We start from the raw sequence: 17,040 nt of genomic DNA, 5'->3' as shown, positions 1-17,040 counted from the left end.
TTCAAATCAATAAACTCCATTTTGCTTTGGTACTCATCATTGCGTCCCATCATAGAAATCCCTCCAATAAAAAACCTGCATAGAATAAATTCTATACAGGTTTCAAAAATCCTTTTAGATTGTCAACAGCCCCATAAGGGACACTTTTTTATGTGTGTCCGTTATCCGGGGTATAGTTCAATTCGGACAGCCGCTTTTCCTATTCACCCTTTATTGACAAACTCTTCATATCTCTCATCATGGGCCAGCCATGCCGCATATTTCCGCTTCATGTATTTTTCCGCTTCCCCAAATGTATCGAATGTTTTTTTCTGTTGTTTTCCGTTGATTTCAACAATCCATTCCTCTTCTTCATCTTCATAGATGAATATGTCCTGTTTTTCTCTTGTTGAATATAGGCATCCCTCTGGGGATTCTTTTACATTCAATTGATTTTTATGTGCATCGCGTTTAAGAGGCTCGGCAAAGAAGGTCTTTTCGACATATTGACTATATGCCTTTTCGGACATGGTACAACCGGCGGCTTTTTGATGGCCACCCCCATCGTACTTGCCAGCAACTTCAGAAACATCTATGTCATCGTGGATTGTCCGGAAGCTGATTCTTTTACTTCCGACCATCAGGATTGCGATATAATCCAAATGTGAGAATTCTTTCGACAGTTCGTTTCCAAGTTCTGAGTGATATGACTCTGCGTGGACCACACCAGCTGTATGTGGACCGACCGTAGCTTGATAAACTTCTCTTTTTTTCCTGTTTATGTACCGATCTACTCGACTTTCTTCTACATTTAGAAGCGTTTGCTCCACTTCGTCAAAAGTGAAACTTTCAGCAGTAGAAAGCTTATTTGCGATTTTCATTTCGAATTCCTCTATCGGAATCATGAAAAACAGGTCATTCAACCGTTTTGCCGTTGAATTTTTATTTACTTCCCATTCCCAAGTATCGTATTGACGGACCAATTCAACGAATTCAGCGACAATATTTGAAGGTTCCAGCAATTTATTATCAACTGCATACTGATAGAATAATGAAGTTGCTGCCGTCTGTTTACCGTCTTCCTGTTCGACAGTTACAGATGCCCAATCATGCTCGTTCAAATGCAGTGCTGACTTATGATGATCGATCAGCAGCGCTTTGCCTCCGTCTTCCACAAACTGCGTAATCATTTTTTCGTTATCTTCATCAACCGATAGATCAGTAACAATCAATGTATCCTCAATCTTTGCCTGCTCAAGAAATGCTCCTACATTTTGATTAAGGCGACCGATTGAATTATAACTAACCACTACTTCTTCTCCGAATGCCAGCTTAGCGACAATGCCGCAGCCGACTCCATCTAAATCATTATGTGTAAAGAGATGGTACACACAAACCCCTCCTAATAACTAATAATTTTACTTTTCCCTAAAGACAGGAATTTCAATTGCAATCTTTACAATTGTAGCATAATCATATCCGCATATTTTATCATGCTTTCATTACGCGATGCTTTTGTTCGTTTTTTTTTTCGAAAAACCACTAATGATTCATTATTTCACAGAAATTATACCCAAATATAATGAAAACACATTACTTTGAAATTGTATTTCCATGTATTCCTTTAAAACTGACAGGGCAGCACAGTTAACCTTTAATGATTCAGACATCTCCCCGTTAGTGACTACTTAAAGTCTTACCCTATCCATCTTTCTAGGTCCCTCCCAATAAGTGGCCATATCCATTTTCAAGATTGTCCATACAACAGGGGAAAAATAGGAAGTCACAAATGCTTCATTGACCTTAAAATCCGGCAAATCAAAAAGCCGCAGGGAATGTTATTCCCTGCGGCTTTCCTGATGTGAAATCACTGTTCTATCAATTTTCCAAGGTTGGCCATTTCAATGGCACTAACGGCAGCTTCATAGCCTTTGTTACCTGATTTTGTTCCGGCACGTTCAATGGCTTGTTCAATGTTCTCAGTTGTCAACAAACCGAAGATAACCGGTACACCTGTGTCCAAGGAAACGGAAGCCATGCCTTTAGCTGCTTCATTGCAGACATAATCATAATGTGAAGTGGCACCCCTGATTACCGTTCCAAGTCCGATAACCGCATCGTATTTACCCGTATTCACAAGTTTCTTCGCAATTAACGGAAGTTCGAAAGCACCCGGCACCCACGCGATGTCAACATCATTTTCATCAACGCCATGACGCTTAAGGCCATCCAATGCCCCTCCTAAAAGCTTGCTTGTGATAAACTCATTAAATCTTCCTACCACGATTCCGACTTTCAATCCTGATCCTATTAATTGTGCTTCAATAACTTTCCCCATGTCCAATTCCTCCTAATTTTAAAAAAATATCATTTTTTTCATTTAAAGATTAATTTCGCTAAAAATCCTTCAAGCATTCGGGATGTTCAGTTCAAGTGCCTGTTTCCCGATTGTATCACTTTGTTCAAGATACCGAATCAAATCGGCTATCGTAATGAACTTCAGGTTGAATTTCCCAGCGATGACTTCTAAATCGGATACGCGTGCCATCGATCCATCATCATTCATGATTTCACATATGACACCAGCTGGAGCGGCACCGCATAATTTTGCCAAATCCACCGAAGCCTCCGTATGTCCTGCCCTCCTTAATACGCCGCCTTCTTTAGCGACTATCGGAAAAGTGTGACCAGGCCGTTGAAAATCTTCAGCAACCGAATCTTCTTTAAGAAGCTCAAGAATGGTCAAGGACCGTTCAAAAGCACTTATTCCTGTGGAAGTGCTTTTATGATCGACACTAACCGTAAAGGCAGTACCATGATGATCGGTATTTTCTCCTACCATAGGATGCAGGTTCAATTTCCCTGCCAGTTCTTCTGTAATGGTTGTACATATCAAACCTCGTCCATGAGTCGCCATGAAATTGATCGCTTCCGGCGTAGCCTTTTCGGCCAACAAGACGAAATCCCCTTCGTTTTCACGGTCTTCATCATCGGATACGATTACTACCTTGCCAGCTTTCAAATCCTCGATCGCTTCTTCAATTGTATGGAACATCATTACACCGCCCTTTTATTAGAATCCGTGCTCTGCCAAAAACTCTAAATTCAGTCCTGGTTTTGAATCGCCATTTTTCATTTGATGTATAATATATTTCCCTATCATGTCGTTTTCAATGTTAACGATATCGCCAGCCGCTTTTTGTCCCAATACGGTGTCCTGATGAGTCAATGGAATCAGAGATACAGTCAAAAGGTTTCGTTCAATTCCAAATATCGTCAGGCTCGTTCCATCAATGGCTACAGAGCCTTTTGGAATGCAAAAGGCACTGAGCCCTTCTTCCAATTGGATTACATAATATACGGCATTTTCTTTTCGTTCTTTTTTTATGATTGTTCCGGTCCCGTCGATATGACCTGAAACAAAATGACCGCCAAACCTTCCCTGTGCACTCATGGCTCGTTCGAGATTCACAGGTGATCCCAATTTTAACGTCCGGATCGAGGAAGCTTTGACCGTTTCCGGCATTACGTCGACTGTAAACAAACTTTTCGTGAAGGACGTTACCGTTAAGCAGACCCCGTTGACTGAAATACTATCCCCCAGATGAACATCTTCAAGGATTTTTTCAGAACGGATCGACAACTCCATACTGCTTTTCCCTTTTTTCAAGGAATGGACGGTACCGATATCCTCGATGATTCCCGTAAACATATTTTTCCCCCTTTTATAAAATATAAAAAACCCCTTAGGATGACCTAAGGAGTTAACAGGAGAAATGAGTGAAAAAAACTGTATACCTAAAAAGCCCAATATTTTCTTTTTTGAAAAATTAGGCGTACGTATACACTTGGGTTCCACACGTCCTTCTCCCATCCAGACTTTACTGTCGGCTTTGGAATCTCACCAAATCCTGCCTTTATCAGGCTCGCGGGCTTAGAATTTCTTCATCACCGCCGGTTGGGATTTTCACCCGACCCCGAAGGACTAAAATAATATGAATCTTTGAATATTTTATCACCTTAAAGTGAGGATGTAAAATTTCTAAACTTAAATGGTTCATTTGTTACAGGAACACCCTCACTTTATGGAAAAATGAAATTCCGCTCCAAGTAACTTCGATGTGCTCCAAAAGGTTAACCGGGCCTAATTGGTGGAATAGGTTATAGGAATTACAATTCAAACAAGGAGGAAGCCCAAGCTTATTGCCATCAACAATTTGCTTTTCTTTCTATTCGTCGTCACGATGAATTTTTTAGCCAATTTCCTGCCTTTGAACGGCCGAACATCTGGAGAGATTTCCGATAAACTGGATGTCCTCTTCACTCCTGCCGGTTATGTATTTTCCATATGGGGTTTAATCTATTTTCTGCTCGCCATCTGGGTATTCAGGCAGTTTTTAAGTAAACATCAAAACAGCCCTGCCAATAAGGCATCCTTCCCTTGGTTCGCTTTAAGCTGTGTCCTAAATGGCGCTTGGCTTTTGGCTTGGCATTACGAACGATTTTTGTTATCCGTATTCATTATCATTGCTCTTTTGGCTATATTATTGGTCAGTTATACAAGCATTAAAAAAGTGGAGCATACTCCTTTCGACCTATTTCCGTTTTCCGTTTATACCGGCTGGGTGAGTGTTGCAGCCATCGCCGACATTTCTTATTACCTTACCTATATCGAATGGGACGGTTTTGGGATTTCCAGTGTAGCTTGGACGATCGTTTTGCTGATTGCAGCAACAATCCTGGCCTTTGTCTTTGCTGGTAAAAACCGGGATTGGTGCTATCCTCTCGTATTCGTTTGGACGTTCATTGGCATCGGGATCCGAAATGGTGCGCCCTACCAGGTAATCACAGACATTTCTTATATTCTGGCTGCTCTCCTTTTTATCGTGTCGATCACGACCTTCATTAAAAATCGGAAGAACTGATAGGGAAATCTGGTGGTCTAAAAAGCTTGCTGAAGATCGTGCCAGATGTCCTGCCAAGCTTCAAGGCCAACTGAGAGACGGACCAGTTGGTCACTGATGCCCATTTGTTCCCGCGATTCTTCAGGAACGGCAGAATGCGTCATGGTAGCGGGATGCTGGATCAATGTCTCGGCATCCCCTAGACTGACGGCAATTTTGATAAGTTTCAATTTATTGAGGAATTCCTGTGCATCCTGTTTTGTACCATGCAATTCGAAAGAGATAAGGCCGCCTCCGTGTTTCATCTGTTTTTGCATTATATAATGATCCGGTGAAGCTTCATCACCTGGATAATATACCTTTTTCACCTTTGGATGTTTCACAAGTTCATGAAAGATGTTCATTGCATTGGCTGAGTGACGGTCCATCCTGACAGGCAAGGTCTTTAACCCCCGCAATAGTAACCAGGCATCGAATGGTGAAATGATTCCACCGATATCCTTCTGTGTAGTCCCAGCTACCTGATTAATAAAGTCCTTCTTACCAACGACAAGGCCCGCAACGACATCCCCATGTCCGCAAAGATATTTCGTAGCACTATGAAGGACGATATCACACCCATAGTCAAGGGGTCTCTGTAAGTAGGGTGTCGAAAACGTATTATCGACTACAATCGTCACATTATATTCCTTCGCTACTCTCACTACCATCTGTAAGTCAATCATTTTCATCGTCGGATTGATCGGGGTTTCTACATAAATGCAGGTCGTTTCCGGCCGAATCATTTTCCTTACCTTTTCTTCTGTATCCATTTCACAAAAATCATGAGTGATGCGGTATTTATTTTTCATTAACTGCAGAAGGCCAAAAGTACAACCATATAAACCCTGTGAACACAGGATGTGGTCATCCGTTTTAGTTAAGGCAAAAAGCACCGCAGAAACTGCAGCCATACCTGATCCGAAAGCAAGGCCAGCTTCCCCGCCTTCCAAAGCGGCAATCTTTTCTTCCAGCACTTGTACCGTCGGATTTCCAAGGCGTGAATAAATATATCCATCTTCTATACCGGCAAAACGCCGTTCCCCTTGCTCGGCCGTTTCAAAAGTGAATGTTGAGGTTTGGAATAATGGTGTTGCCAAGCTTCCTAAATGCTTCTTCGAGTCATATCCTTCATGTATGACTGCCGTTTCAAACTGTTTATACTTTCCTGTCATAACATCTCCTCCTAACCTATGTCTATTGATATCATATGTCAAAAATCCACATAAAGGAAGCGTTTTCAAACATAGATATCCCTGTTGTAAAAACCCATAATTTAGTATGTGTGATATAATTTCACAATCTGGTATTTATAGTTGAAGACTTCGGGAGGGCACAAGATGAACAAATTCATTTTTGGTTTTCTGGTCATTTTAACGACTGCGTTAATGGGTTCTTCATTCGCTATAGGAAAAATTGGCTTAGCGTATACTTCCCCAATGTTACTTGCAGCGATTCGGTTCATCCTAGCAGGTTTCATCATGGCCATTGTCGTCAAGCTCATCAAACGCCCGCATCCAAAAAAGATCAAGGATTGGTCAAAATTGAGTATCATCGGTTTTTTCCAGACGGCTGGTGTAATGGGATGCATCTTTGTAGGTTTAAGGACCATTTCAGCCGGGGAACTTTCGATCTTGACATTCATGAACCCATTATTAGTGGTCATTTTTGGAACGCTATTTCTTAGAACGATTTACACCTTGCAACAATGGTCGGGAGTTTTGCTCGGTTTTATTGGCGTTTTTATCACAATGGGGGCACATCTTGATTTGAAGACCGGTACTCTTCTTGGATTAATGTCAGCCATTTCGTGGTCCATTGCGACCCTATTGATGAAAGTTTGGGGACATACCTTCGACACTTGGGTCATGTCAGCCTATCAAATGCTGTGCGGAGGTTTTCTCCTGCTCATTGGATCATTTCTTTTTGAACAGCCCTTTTTCAAGATTTCCCAGGCATCCATCCTTATTTTGTTATGGCTGGCCATCATGGCATCCATCGTTCAATTTTCTGTTTGGTATTTCCTATTACAAAAGGGGGATTCAGCCAAAACGAGCGCCTTTCTATTTCTAGCTCCCTTTTTTGGTGTCCTATCTGGCTACCTCTTGCTGGATGAGCCTGTTCACTGGTACGTTGCGGTTGGAGGTTCACTCATTTTCATCGGCATATTTTTGGTTAACTGGGAATCCCACCATACAGTGGAAAAGGCATGTAGAGTGGATTCTGCAAAATGAATATCCACTTTAATTTCAAGACGAGAAGGAGTTCAGGCATGTTTGCGGATTGTATCTGACTCCTGCAAAAAAAAGAGACAGCCGCTACGGCCATCCCTTTTCCCCAACTCATTCATCGACTACGATGTTTCCACCATAGAAAGTTACTCTCGTTAATGGAATCTCCAGTTCACGAGCCATTTTTTTCAACTCTCGCTCTTCTCTTTCCGTTACGATTGAAATAACAGTGCCATCTGCACCTGCACGCCCTGTTCTCCCTGATCTATGGATATATTGATCGATGTTGTCAGCCATATCAATATGAACGACTGCTGTGAGGCCTTTTATATCTAGCCCTCTTGCCGCTACATCCGTTGCGATCAACATCGGGGATTTTCCGGAACGAAGCTTGCGCAGCGCCTTCTCCCGGTCGACTTTATTGGATTCCCCGTGAAGCACACCCATTTCAACACCTTTATAACTCAGCTTTTCATGTAGGACGCTCAGCTCTGCTATATCGTTAAGGAAGGCAAGGGCCTTCACATCTTTAAGTCTTGTGATTTTCTCAAGAATCTTGGATTTTTCCCGTCTCTCTACAACAAAGTAAAGATGGTCCACTTTCGATTCCATTTTTTCATGCTTATCGACCTTTATCATTTCGGGTTCATTCATGAATCCTCTGGCCGCTTTTTCCGTTTCCTCTGGCAGGGTTGCCGAAAATACCATGATTTGCCGGTCTTTTAGCGTTGTTTTGATAATATTATTGATCGTTCCCATATGCTCTGGAGTGATCAATTGGTCACCTTCATCAAGTACAATCGTCTTAACTTCATGCATCTTCAATTTTTTTTGGGCAATCAATTCGTAAATCCGTCCTGGTGTTCCAGCAATGACCTGTGGATGCTTCTTCAGTTTGTCCAACTGCCTTTTTACATTAGCACCGCCGATGAATGCTGCACCATTTATACCGCTTCCCTCTGACCAAATGCGAATTTCTTCATTGATTTGCATGACCAGTTCACGTGATGATGCTAAAATCAAAGCTTGGGGCGATTTTTTTTCAGGATCTATCTTTTCTAGCAATGGCAGTAAATAAGCTAAAGTTTTTCCGGTTCCAGTCGGTGATTCAGCCAAGATGTCTTTTCCCTCAACAATCACGGGAATCGCTTTCGTTTGAATCGGGGTAAGTTGTCCGAACCCGGATTTTTTCCAGACCTCTTGTATATATGGTTTTCTATCGTTCACTAATGCAGGTAATTCGCTCATATCGTTCTCCTTTAATATAAAACTTTTCCTATCTTTCATAGTACCATTTATTCTTGTCCAGTAGCCACCGGAATACGAATTGTAACCGTCGTTCCTTTGTTTATCTCACTTTCAAAATGCATTTCCCCATCAAGGCGATGAACGATCTTCCGGCAAATCGCAAGCCCGATCCCTGTGCCCTTTTCCTTTGTCGAATAGAAAGGTTCACCAATCCGTTCAAGGCGCTCGGGTACCATTCCTATACCATTATCACTCACGCTGACTACAGCTTGATCATCGATGATTTGCAGCGACAGATCAATTTTCCCATTTCCGTCAATCGCTTCAATGCTGTTCTTGACAATATTGATTATCAACTGTTTAAGTTCGATTGTATCAGCCATAATATAAATCGGTACAGCGGTTTTAACCCTGAACCCCATCTCGATATTATTCAAATTCGTCTCTGCTTTCATTAACGTGAATACCTGTTGTAAACTGTCGGCAAGATCAACCCTTTGGAAAGCGACATCCTGTTTTTTTCCGAGAACCAACAGTTCACTCGAGATTATATTAATTCGATCAATTTCCTTTAACATGATATCAGAATGCAGCGGATTGACTTCCTTCGTCATATCCATTAACTGTACGAATCCTTTTAACGATGTCAGCGGATTCCTTATCTCATGTGCCACGGCCGCGGCCAGATGTCCGATTACGGATAGCTTTTCAGACATGATCATCAATTCCTCTTCGCGCCGTGATTCAGTAATATCCCTAACGATTGCATATACTCCAAGCAACTCCGCTTGTACGATGATCGGTAAAAAGGTTACACGGATTATCCGCTCTTCACCACTCTTATTCTGAATGGTCGTTTCGAATTTTACCGCCTCGCCTTTAAGGGACTGTATAAAGAAAACAGATACCTTTTCCCTTTCATTCCAGTTGATGAGATGCTTCGCATTCTTGCCTTTCAAATTGTCACTGTTATTACCTAACAGCTTTTCAGCTTCCGGGTTAATCGAAACGACATTACCTTCGAGATTCAGTTCAAGGACACAATCCGGGTTATGGTTGAACAGCGACTGATACTGTTCATCCTTCAGATTAAATTCCTGTTGGGACCTCAACATTTTCCCTGTCCAATACCTAATTATGAAGTATAAGAAAAGCCCGGTTATGAAAATGAAAATCCACCCTTTGGAATGTTGAAACATTGCATATATCTGAACATCTTCCTTTGCCTGTGTCATAGAGATATAATCCGTAACGATAATCCATAAGACCCCAATGATTATATATATAATAGCCACTTTACATGCAATTTTATGAGATTGGTTCATGTTTTATCCTTTGTATTGTTTTTTGGTTTATTATTCCCAAATCACTCAAAAAAAGCCCTCATGTTTTCAACATAAGGACTCTTTGGATATTGTATCATATATATTGCATTCATTGTTTCATATCTCTAAAAAATCCAGCACCATTTAACTGGACTGTTTCAAAGGATCAAGAGAGGTTTTTGATGGCCTGATTGAATTCCTCTTCTATATCTTTTGAAGGCTTGGCCGATAATAAGCTGAAGACAACCACCGCTATTGTACCAGCAATGAAACCGGGAATGATTTCGTATACTTCAGAGAACTTATCGATCATTTCCCAGATGATCACGGTTGCGGTACCGATAATCATTCCCGCCAGTGCTCCCCATTTCGTCATTCGCTTCCAGTACAGGCTTAACAAAATGACCGGACCGAAGGCCGCTCCAAAACCAGCCCATGCGTAACCCACCAGTTTAAGAATCGTACCACTGGGATTAAAAGCTAAAACGAGGGCTATGGCAGCAATTGCCAAAACGCCGAACCGTCCCACCAGCACTAATTCCTTATCCGATGCATTTGGCCGAATGAACTGCTTATAGAAATCATCCGTCAGAGCACTTGCCGAAACTAACAGCTGAGACGCAATCGTACTCATGACCGCTGCTAAAATCGCCGCCAACAAGAAACCTGTAATTAAAGATGGAAACAGTTCTTTTGCTAAAATGATGAAGACAGACTCTGCATTTCTTTCCCCTAAAGGACTGCCTGTCAGGTTAAAATAAGCAATCCCTACCAATCCGGTGAACATGGCTCCTACGATAGCAAAAATCATCCAGCCCATACCGATTCTTCGTGCACTTTTCAAATCTTTAACAGATGAAACCGCCATGAATCGAACGATTATATGAGGCTGCCCGAAATAACCAAGTCCCCATGCCAGAAGAGAAATGATGCTGATGGTTGATGTTCCTTCAAAAGCATGCAATAAATTCGGGTTAATCGATTTTATTTCATTGAAGGTAGGATCCCAGCCACCAATATTTACAATCGTGACAACTGGTACTAGAATTAACGCAATGAACATAATCGTGCCTTGTACGAAGTCCGTCCAGCTAACTGCCAGAAATCCGCCAAATAATGTATAAAGAATAACGACGCTCGCCGTCAGCCAGATGCCCCACCGGTAATCCATACTGAAAGCCGAGCGGAAAAGCTCCCCGCCTGCTACCATCCCTGAAGATGTGTAAAAGGTGAAGAAAATTAAAATGACCGATGCTGATACCACTTTTAAAATCCGGGATTCATCTTTAAAGCGATTTCCCAGAAAGTCGGGAATCGTAATCGAATTGTCCGCTACTTCCGTATATGTCCGAAGTCGAGGCGCCACGAATAACCAGTTTAAATAAGATCCTGCACACAGGCCGACGACAATCCATCCAGCACTTAAACCGCTTATGTACATTGCACCCGGCAGACCCATCAATAGCCAGCCGCTCATGTCGGATGCGCCTGCACTCAGTGCAGTTACAGCTGGGCCCAAGTTCCGTCCACCAAGCATATAATCTGTTAAGTTGGCCGTTTTCCGATAGGCGAAATAACCAATTAATAGCATACCTACCATATATATCCCAATTGATATTATAATTCCATAATCCAAAAATGAATCCTCCTATTTCTTATTGGTTTTGTGATAATTATAGGTTAATTTTCATCTTGTAAGCTTATCAGAAAAAAAAACATATGTTAAGAAGTTCTTGCACCTTTCAACAATTTCACTTTCAATATAATTAAGATATAAATAAATTTGCGATTCATTTTATGAGATTAGATTATTAGGAGGAATACGCCCATGCAATCCTATATCGATCAGCCAGATGGAGTCTGTCCCTCTGTTTGCTCGCTTGACTGTCCTGATCAATGCGGTTTACTGCTGCACAAAAAAGACGGGAAAATCATTAAAGTCCTGGGGGACCCTGATCACCCAGTCACCAAAGGGAATATTTGCAACAAAGTCCGAAACATGACTGCCCGTCTATATGACCCCAATCGCTTAAAGCAGCCATTAAAGCGCATCGGCCCGAAAGGAGAAGGGAATTTCACTCCAATCAGCTGGGAAGAGGCCATTGATACAATCACTTCAAAGTGGAAAGACCTGATCGAAATGCATGGTCCGGAAAGCATACTTCCCTACAGCTTTTATGGAAACATGGGCAACCTCAGCGCAGAAGGGATGGATCGGCGTTTTTTTCACAAACTCGGTGCAAGCATGCTTGAGCGCTCCATCTGTAATGCGGCCGGCTCAGTCGGATACAGCTATACAATGGGTGGTTCATTCGGCATCGACCCTGAAGAAACGATTCATACAAAGCTTTTCATCTTGTGGGGCATTAACGCCGTGAGCACAAATATGCACCAAGTTACGCTTGCCCAGCAAGCCCGAAAAAACGGGGCCAAAGTAGTTGTCATTGACGTACATAAAAACCAAACCGGTAAGTGGGCAGATTGGTTCATACCGATTCTTCCTGGTACAGACACTGCCCTCGCCCTCGGTTTAATGCATATACTATTTGACGAGAATCTAGTCGATCAGCCTTTTCTCGATGAATACACAGTGGGTGCTGCTGAATTGCGCGAACACGTCCGCCAATATGAGCCTGCGACCGTCTCCGCGATTACTGGCGTTCCAATTGATGACTTATATGAATTAGCCAGGATGTATGGCACCACCACTCCATCATTCGTTCGCATAGGCAATGGCCTGCAGCACCATGACAATGGCGGCATGGCAGTGCGTACCATTGCCTGCCTGCCTGCACTTACCGGACAATGGATGGTGGAAGGCGGCGGAGCCATCAAAGGGAATTCAGGCTATCTTGCTTTTAATACAAATGCCTTAAGACGTCCTGATTTATTGAATAATAAAGCTACCCGGACCATTAATATGAACCAAATCGGTCAAGCTCTTTTGGAAAAGGATAACCCGATTAGATCCATGTTTGTATACGGCTCCAACCCAGCACTTGTCGCTCCGAATGCAAATAAAGTGAAGCAAGGTTTAATGCGGGAAAATCTATTCACAGTGGTCCATGACCTATTCTTAACCGAAACGGCCATGTATGCTGACCTTGTCCTCCCTGCCACATCATCTTATGAAACGGAGGATTTTTATAATTCATACTGGCATAATTACGTCCAAATACAAAAACCTGTAGTCAATACATATGGCGAGTCGAAATCGAATGTTGAATTGTTCAAACTTTTGGCTGTTGGAATGGGCTTTGAGGAACAAGCTTTTAGAGATTCAGAGGAAGAAATGATACGGCAGGCGCTGGATTTTCCCGATAACCCGCATTTAGATGGCATCACCTATGACTCCCTATCAAGGAATCAATTTGTCAAAGCAAAGATGCGCCGGATATTCCCAGGTAAACTACCGACACCAAGCGGAAAAATCGAACTTTACTCCGATCGGATGAAACTGGATGGATACCAGCCTCTGCCAACATATACGCCAATCATAAAAGACAGTGACCTGCCATTTTTATTCATACCGGCACCTAATCACAACTTCTTGAATTCAACCTTTTCAAATAATGCCAAACATATCTCCTTGGAAAAGGAACCGAAGCTGCACATGAATGCCGCTGATGCCAAAAAATTAGGAATAGCTTCCGGAGATATGGTTAAAATTTGGAACGGACGCGGTGAATGTTTGCTCACCGCTGCTCCCGGTGAAAATGTGTTACCCGGCGTACTAGTCAGCCAAGGCTTATGGCAGAATACACCTGAGACCAAACAACACATCAATTCCCTTACCCCAGATCGCCTTTCAGATATGGGTAATGGCGCCGTTTTCTTTTCAGGACGGGTGGATCTTGAAAAAGTCCAGCAAAAGTAAATCGATGTCTAGCAATCTTTGAATATATCTACGATTTTCGGATTTTATCTGTGATTCTAGAAATATATCTGCTATTTCCGGATTTTATCTGCGATTTTCGAAATATATCTGCTATTTCCGGGATTTTATCTGCGATTCTAGAAATATCTTCACGATTCTGGCATTATAACTGCGATTCCACAAAAAAGGCTGTTCCCCAAGGAACAGCCTTTTCGTCAAGCTATTTACTCTTCATCAAACCAACCTGTTGGTTGAATATCCAAGTTGTTATTGATTTGCTTCACTTCCGTATAAGCCTCGTAACCAAAAGTGCCGAGTTCACGTCCATTTCCACTTTGCTTGAATCCTCCCCAAGGAGCTTCATTATAGGTCGGATGATATGAGTTTATCCACGTGATGCCGGCACGCACTTTTTTTATGACACGGTATGCTTTTGCGATATCATTCGTGAACACCGCTCCCGCTAAACCATATTTCGTATCATTGGCAAGTCGAAGAGCTTCAGCTTCATCCTTGAACTTTTGAACAACAAGCACTGGGCCAAAAATTTCTTCCTGTACAATACGCATATCCGGTGTCGTATCAACAAAAATGGTAGGTTCGACAAAATATCCCTTTTCCAAACCGTTTCCTTTAATTCTATTCCCACCGACGATTAACTTGGCTCCTTCTTCCTTTCCAATTTGGATATACGATAATATTTTGTTCATATGTGCCTCTGAAACGACAGGGCCCATTTGGCTCTTTTCATCAGATCCTGAACCTACTTTGATCTGTTTTGCCTTCGCGGTAAGACTTGCAATGAACTGATCGTAAATGGACTCCTCCAAAAGTAACCGGGAGCCTGCTGAACAAACCTGTCCTTGATTACAGAAAATCCCATATAGAGCATAATCCACTGCAGTCTCAAAGTCAGAGTCCGCAAATACGATATTAGGCGATTTCCCGCCGAGCTCCAATGTCACCTTCTTCAGGTTACCCAGTGAAGCCTCCATGATCTTACGTCCTGTTTCCGTTCCACCCGTAAAGGCTACTTTATCGATTTCCTCATGTTCGGCAATGGCCTGTCCGACAACTGGTCCCGCTCCTAACACAAGGTTTGCGACACCTTTTGGCAATCCGACCTCATCCATGATTTCAAATAGTTTGACCGCTGTCACTGGTGTAACCTCCGATGGTTTGAACACAACTGAATTTCCTGCAGCAAGTGCCGGGGCCAGTTTCCAGGCTGACATCATTAGAGGGAAATTCCAAGGAACGATCTGCCCGCATACACCGATCGGTTCCCTTACGACCATCGCTTGCTGACCATCAGGAACTTCGTAAGTCTGACCAGTCGGTTTTGTAGCCAACCCTGCATAATATCTAAAACAGGCTGCTGAATCATCTATGTCATAACGAGCCTCACGCAACGGTTTCCCATTATCCAATGTTTCCAACGCAGCAAGTTCTTCAGCCTTTTCTTCTATTTTATCGGCAATTTTGAATAAAATGCGAGCTCGCTCCACTGCCGGAGTACCCCACCATCCACCTTCATAGAATGCATATTTCGCTGCTTCGACCGCTGCATCCACATCTTCCTGTGTGCCTTCCGCAGCTGTAGCAATGACTTCTCCCGTGGCCGGATTCAATACATCCCTCTTTTCACCTGAAGTCGAATTCACCCATTTTCCATTGATGAACATCTTTAAGTCCAGTGCTCCCGTTCCTTCCTTTTTCGTGTTATTTTGTAAAGTTTCCTGCATCTAAATTCCTCCTCGGTTTTAAGTTTTCTACCTATATATAATATGAGCAAGATTCATGCCAGTTTGAAATAATAGGAAAATCACGTTTTCTTCCCCTTTCCCGTCAACCATTTAAATTCATCCGTGAATTACCTATTCATTTTTGCATACCACATGGGCAATCCTTCATCTCAGACTTTTTAAAGATTCCTAGAAAAATGAAATCCGCAGCTCAAAAAAAGAGATGAGCAGCTGCTCATCTCTTTTTTTGATTAATTTCGGTTAATAATGACCAGTTTCATTTCCGTCATTTCTTCAATGGCATATTTCAGCCCTTCGCGGCCCGTTCCGCTTTTTTTGACTCCGCCATATGGCATGTTGTCGACACGGTAAGTTGGGATATCATTAATGATAACACCGCCGACTTCCAATTTTTCTGCGGCAGAAAGAGCCAGATTGATATTTTCTGTGTAAATCCCGGCCTGCAATCCAAATTCGGAATCATTGACCAAATCAATCGCTTCCTCAACGGACGAAACCTTATTGATCAAAACAATGGGAGCGAAGACTTCCTGACATGATACCTTAAGCACTGCATCCACTTCCAGCAACACAGTCGGATGCAGGATATTCCCTTCAGATTTACCTCCTGCTGCAACAATCGCACCGTGTTGTCTAGCCTCACCGATCCAATCCAGGCTTCGCTGTACATCACCAGCGCTGATCAATGCCGAAATATCAACAGACGGGTCCAAAGAATCTCCAAGTTTCAAGCCATTTGTTGCTTCTATGAATTTTTTGACGAACTCATCATATACCTCTTCATGAACATATGCACGCTGTAAGGAAATACAGACCTGCCCTTGAAAAGCGAATGCTGCCGATACACAGCGTTGGATGATTTTGTCGATATTGATCCCTTTATCAACGATGACAGCCGCATTCGAACCTAGTTCAAGGCTCACTTTCTTTATTCCTGCCTTATTACGGATCCCGATTCCGACAGCCGGACTTCCAGTAAATGAAATGCTCTTCACCCGTGAATCGGTGACTAATTTATCACCAATAACCGAACCGCTTCCGGTAACTAAATTAAACGCACCTGCCGGCAAATCAGTTTCGGCTAATAGTTCAGCAAGAAATAGCGAAGATAGCGGTGTTTGGCTCGCAGGTTTCAGGACAAGTGTATTTCCGGCAGCAATGGCCGGGCCTACTTTATGGGCTACAAGGTTCATCGGAAAATTAAATGGGGTAATCGCACCCACAACGCCTAGAGGCTCACGGACTGTGTATCCTATCCTTCCTTCTCCGTCAGCTGTAGCATCCATCGTCAATGTTTCTCCATGAATCCTTTTTGCTTCCTCTGCTGCAAATTTATATGTGGCAATTGTCCGGGATACTTCAACCATTGCCGTTTTAATCGGTTTCGCTGCCTCTTTAGCAATAATTTCAGCTGCCTCATCTTGACGGCTTTCCAAAAGACTCGCGAGCTTTTCAAGTATGGCAGCGCGTTTATGACTAGGCAAAGCTGCCATTGTTTTTCTAGCTTGATAGGCTGATTCTATTGCCAACTCGACATCTTCAAGGCTTGCAGAAGGAATCTCCGCTAGAACTTCCCCGCTATAGGGAGACTTTAGTGTCGTGAACTTTTCAGCTTCTTGCCATTTACCATTAATGAATAATTTCTTTTTCAGCGTTTCCGTCATTACCATC

General features: G+C 42.6%; 12 protein-coding genes, 1 pseudogene and 1 riboswitch. Of the genes and pseudogenes, 3 read left to right on the top strand and 10 right to left on the bottom strand.

Annotated elements, in window-relative coordinates; all coding sequences use genetic code 11:
* Positions 1-203: 203 nt before the first annotated feature.
* From ACFX4L_RS08375 to ribE, 4 genes and pseudogenes are all read right to left on the bottom strand, one after another.
* Positions 204-1,370: a DHH family phosphoesterase gene (locus ACFX4L_RS08375; RefSeq protein ID WP_284471888.1), complete on the bottom strand. Its 1,167-nt coding sequence runs from the start codon at positions 1,368-1,370 to the stop codon at positions 204-206.
* 476 nt (positions 1,371-1,846) lie between these two features.
* Positions 1,847-2,317 (bottom strand): 6,7-dimethyl-8-ribityllumazine synthase, encoded by a 471-nt coding sequence (ribH, locus tag ACFX4L_RS08370; RefSeq protein ID WP_061461475.1) that lies wholly within the window; start codon positions 2,315-2,317, stop codon positions 1,847-1,849.
* A gap of 78 nt (positions 2,318-2,395) precedes the next feature.
* Positions 2,396-3,034 (bottom strand): annotated as a pseudogene (gene ribB, locus ACFX4L_RS08365) (3,4-dihydroxy-2-butanone-4-phosphate synthase); the annotation flags it as partial.
* 18 nt (positions 3,035-3,052) lie between these two features.
* The gene (gene ribE / locus ACFX4L_RS08360) at positions 3,053-3,691 is read right to left on the bottom strand and encodes a riboflavin synthase (protein WP_061461474.1); all 639 of its coding nucleotides are present in this window, start codon (positions 3,689-3,691) and stop codon (positions 3,053-3,055) included.
* 146 nt (positions 3,692-3,837) lie between these two features.
* Positions 3,838-3,968: riboswitch (FMN riboswitch) on the bottom strand.
* A gap of 255 nt (positions 3,969-4,223) precedes the next feature.
* On the opposite strand from ribE, the gene ACFX4L_RS08355 reads away from it, so the two are divergent.
* Positions 4,224-4,904 carry a tryptophan-rich sensory protein gene (locus tag ACFX4L_RS08355; RefSeq protein ID WP_284471889.1) on the top strand — a complete coding sequence of 227 codons (681 nt, stop codon included), beginning with the start codon at positions 4,224-4,226 and terminating at the stop codon, positions 4,902-4,904.
* A gap of 17 nt (positions 4,905-4,921) precedes the next feature.
* Here the strand turns inward: ACFX4L_RS08355 and megL are convergent, their stop codons facing one another.
* Positions 4,922-6,097 (bottom strand): methionine gamma-lyase, encoded by a 1,176-nt coding sequence (gene megL / locus ACFX4L_RS08350; protein ID WP_377404699.1) that lies wholly within the window; start codon positions 6,095-6,097, stop codon positions 4,922-4,924.
* A 165-nt stretch (positions 6,098-6,262) separates the two neighbouring features.
* Between megL and ACFX4L_RS08345 the strand changes: the two genes are divergently transcribed.
* The gene (locus tag ACFX4L_RS08345) at positions 6,263-7,156 is read left to right on the top strand and encodes a DMT family transporter (RefSeq protein ID WP_377384557.1); all 894 of its coding nucleotides are present in this window, start codon (positions 6,263-6,265) and stop codon (positions 7,154-7,156) included.
* 108 nt (positions 7,157-7,264) lie between these two features.
* On the opposite strand, the gene ACFX4L_RS08340 is transcribed toward ACFX4L_RS08345, so the two are convergent.
* The 3 genes from ACFX4L_RS08340 to putP all read right to left on the bottom strand — a co-directional run bounded on the left by ACFX4L_RS08340 (position 7,265) and on the right by putP (position 11,362).
* A complete protein-coding gene (locus tag ACFX4L_RS08340; RefSeq protein WP_061461466.1) occupies positions 7,265-8,401 on the bottom strand; it encodes a DEAD/DEAH box helicase in 1,137 nt (378 codons plus the stop codon).
* Between the two features lie 47 nt (positions 8,402-8,448).
* Positions 8,449-9,726 carry an ATP-binding protein gene (locus ACFX4L_RS08335; RefSeq protein ID WP_284471891.1) on the bottom strand — a complete coding sequence of 426 codons (1,278 nt, stop codon included), beginning with the start codon at positions 9,724-9,726 and terminating at the stop codon, positions 8,449-8,451.
* 166 nt (positions 9,727-9,892) lie between these two features.
* Positions 9,893-11,362 (bottom strand): sodium/proline symporter PutP, encoded by a 1,470-nt coding sequence (gene putP / locus ACFX4L_RS08330; RefSeq protein WP_284471892.1) that lies wholly within the window; start codon positions 11,360-11,362, stop codon positions 9,893-9,895.
* Positions 11,363-11,554: 192 nt separating this feature from the next.
* Here putP and ACFX4L_RS08325 point away from each other — a divergent pair, with 192 nt between their 5' ends.
* Positions 11,555-13,603: a molybdopterin oxidoreductase family protein gene (locus tag ACFX4L_RS08325; RefSeq protein ID WP_377404696.1), complete on the top strand. Its 2,049-nt coding sequence runs from the start codon at positions 11,555-11,557 to the stop codon at positions 13,601-13,603.
* A 224-nt stretch (positions 13,604-13,827) separates the two neighbouring features.
* Here the strand turns inward: ACFX4L_RS08325 and ACFX4L_RS08320 are convergent, their stop codons facing one another.
* Both ACFX4L_RS08320 and ACFX4L_RS08315 read right to left on the bottom strand, forming a co-directional pair.
* Complete coding sequence (locus ACFX4L_RS08320) at positions 13,828-15,348, bottom strand: aldehyde dehydrogenase family protein (protein ID WP_284471893.1); 1,521 nt, start codon at positions 15,346-15,348, stop codon at positions 13,828-13,830.
* 251 nt (positions 15,349-15,599) lie between these two features.
* Positions 15,600-17,033 carry an aldehyde dehydrogenase family protein gene (locus tag ACFX4L_RS08315; RefSeq protein WP_089362639.1) on the bottom strand — a complete coding sequence of 478 codons (1,434 nt, stop codon included), beginning with the start codon at positions 17,031-17,033 and terminating at the stop codon, positions 15,600-15,602.
* Positions 17,034-17,040: the final 7 nt, after the last annotated feature.

Origin of the sequence: Peribacillus sp. YIM B13482 (assembly GCF_042787975.1) — a bacterium.
Taxonomy (GTDB): Bacteria; Bacillota; Bacilli; order Bacillales; family DSM-1321; genus Peribacillus; species Peribacillus simplex_A.
This window is presented reverse-complemented; position numbering and strand designations above follow the sequence as displayed.

Coding starts and splice junctions, on each gene's coding strand:
- ribH (WP_061461475.1), bottom strand. CDS start 2,317: ATGGGGAAAGTTATTGAAGCACAATTAATAGGATCAGGATTGAAAGTC.
- ribE (WP_061461474.1), bottom strand. CDS start 3,691: ATGTTTACGGGAATCATCGAGGATATCGGTACCGTCCATTCCTTGAAA.
- ACFX4L_RS08355 (WP_284471889.1), top strand. CDS start 4,224: ATGAATTTTTTAGCCAATTTCCTGCCTTTGAACGGCCGAACATCTGGA.
- megL (WP_377404699.1), bottom strand. CDS start 6,097: ATGACAGGAAAGTATAAACAGTTTGAAACGGCAGTCATACATGAAGGA.
- ACFX4L_RS08345 (WP_377384557.1), top strand. CDS start 6,263: ATGAACAAATTCATTTTTGGTTTTCTGGTCATTTTAACGACTGCGTTA.
- ACFX4L_RS08340 (WP_061461466.1), bottom strand. CDS start 8,401: ATGAGCGAATTACCTGCATTAGTGAACGATAGAAAACCATATATACAA.
- ACFX4L_RS08335 (WP_284471891.1), bottom strand. CDS start 9,726: ATGAACCAATCTCATAAAATTGCATGTAAAGTGGCTATTATATATATA.
- ACFX4L_RS08325 (WP_377404696.1), top strand. CDS start 11,555: ATGCAATCCTATATCGATCAGCCAGATGGAGTCTGTCCCTCTGTTTGC.
- ACFX4L_RS08320 (WP_284471893.1), bottom strand. CDS start 15,348: ATGCAGGAAACTTTACAAAATAACACGAAAAAGGAAGGAACGGGAGCA.
- ACFX4L_RS08315 (WP_089362639.1), bottom strand. CDS start 17,033: ATGACGGAAACGCTGAAAAAGAAATTATTCATTAATGGTAAATGGCAA.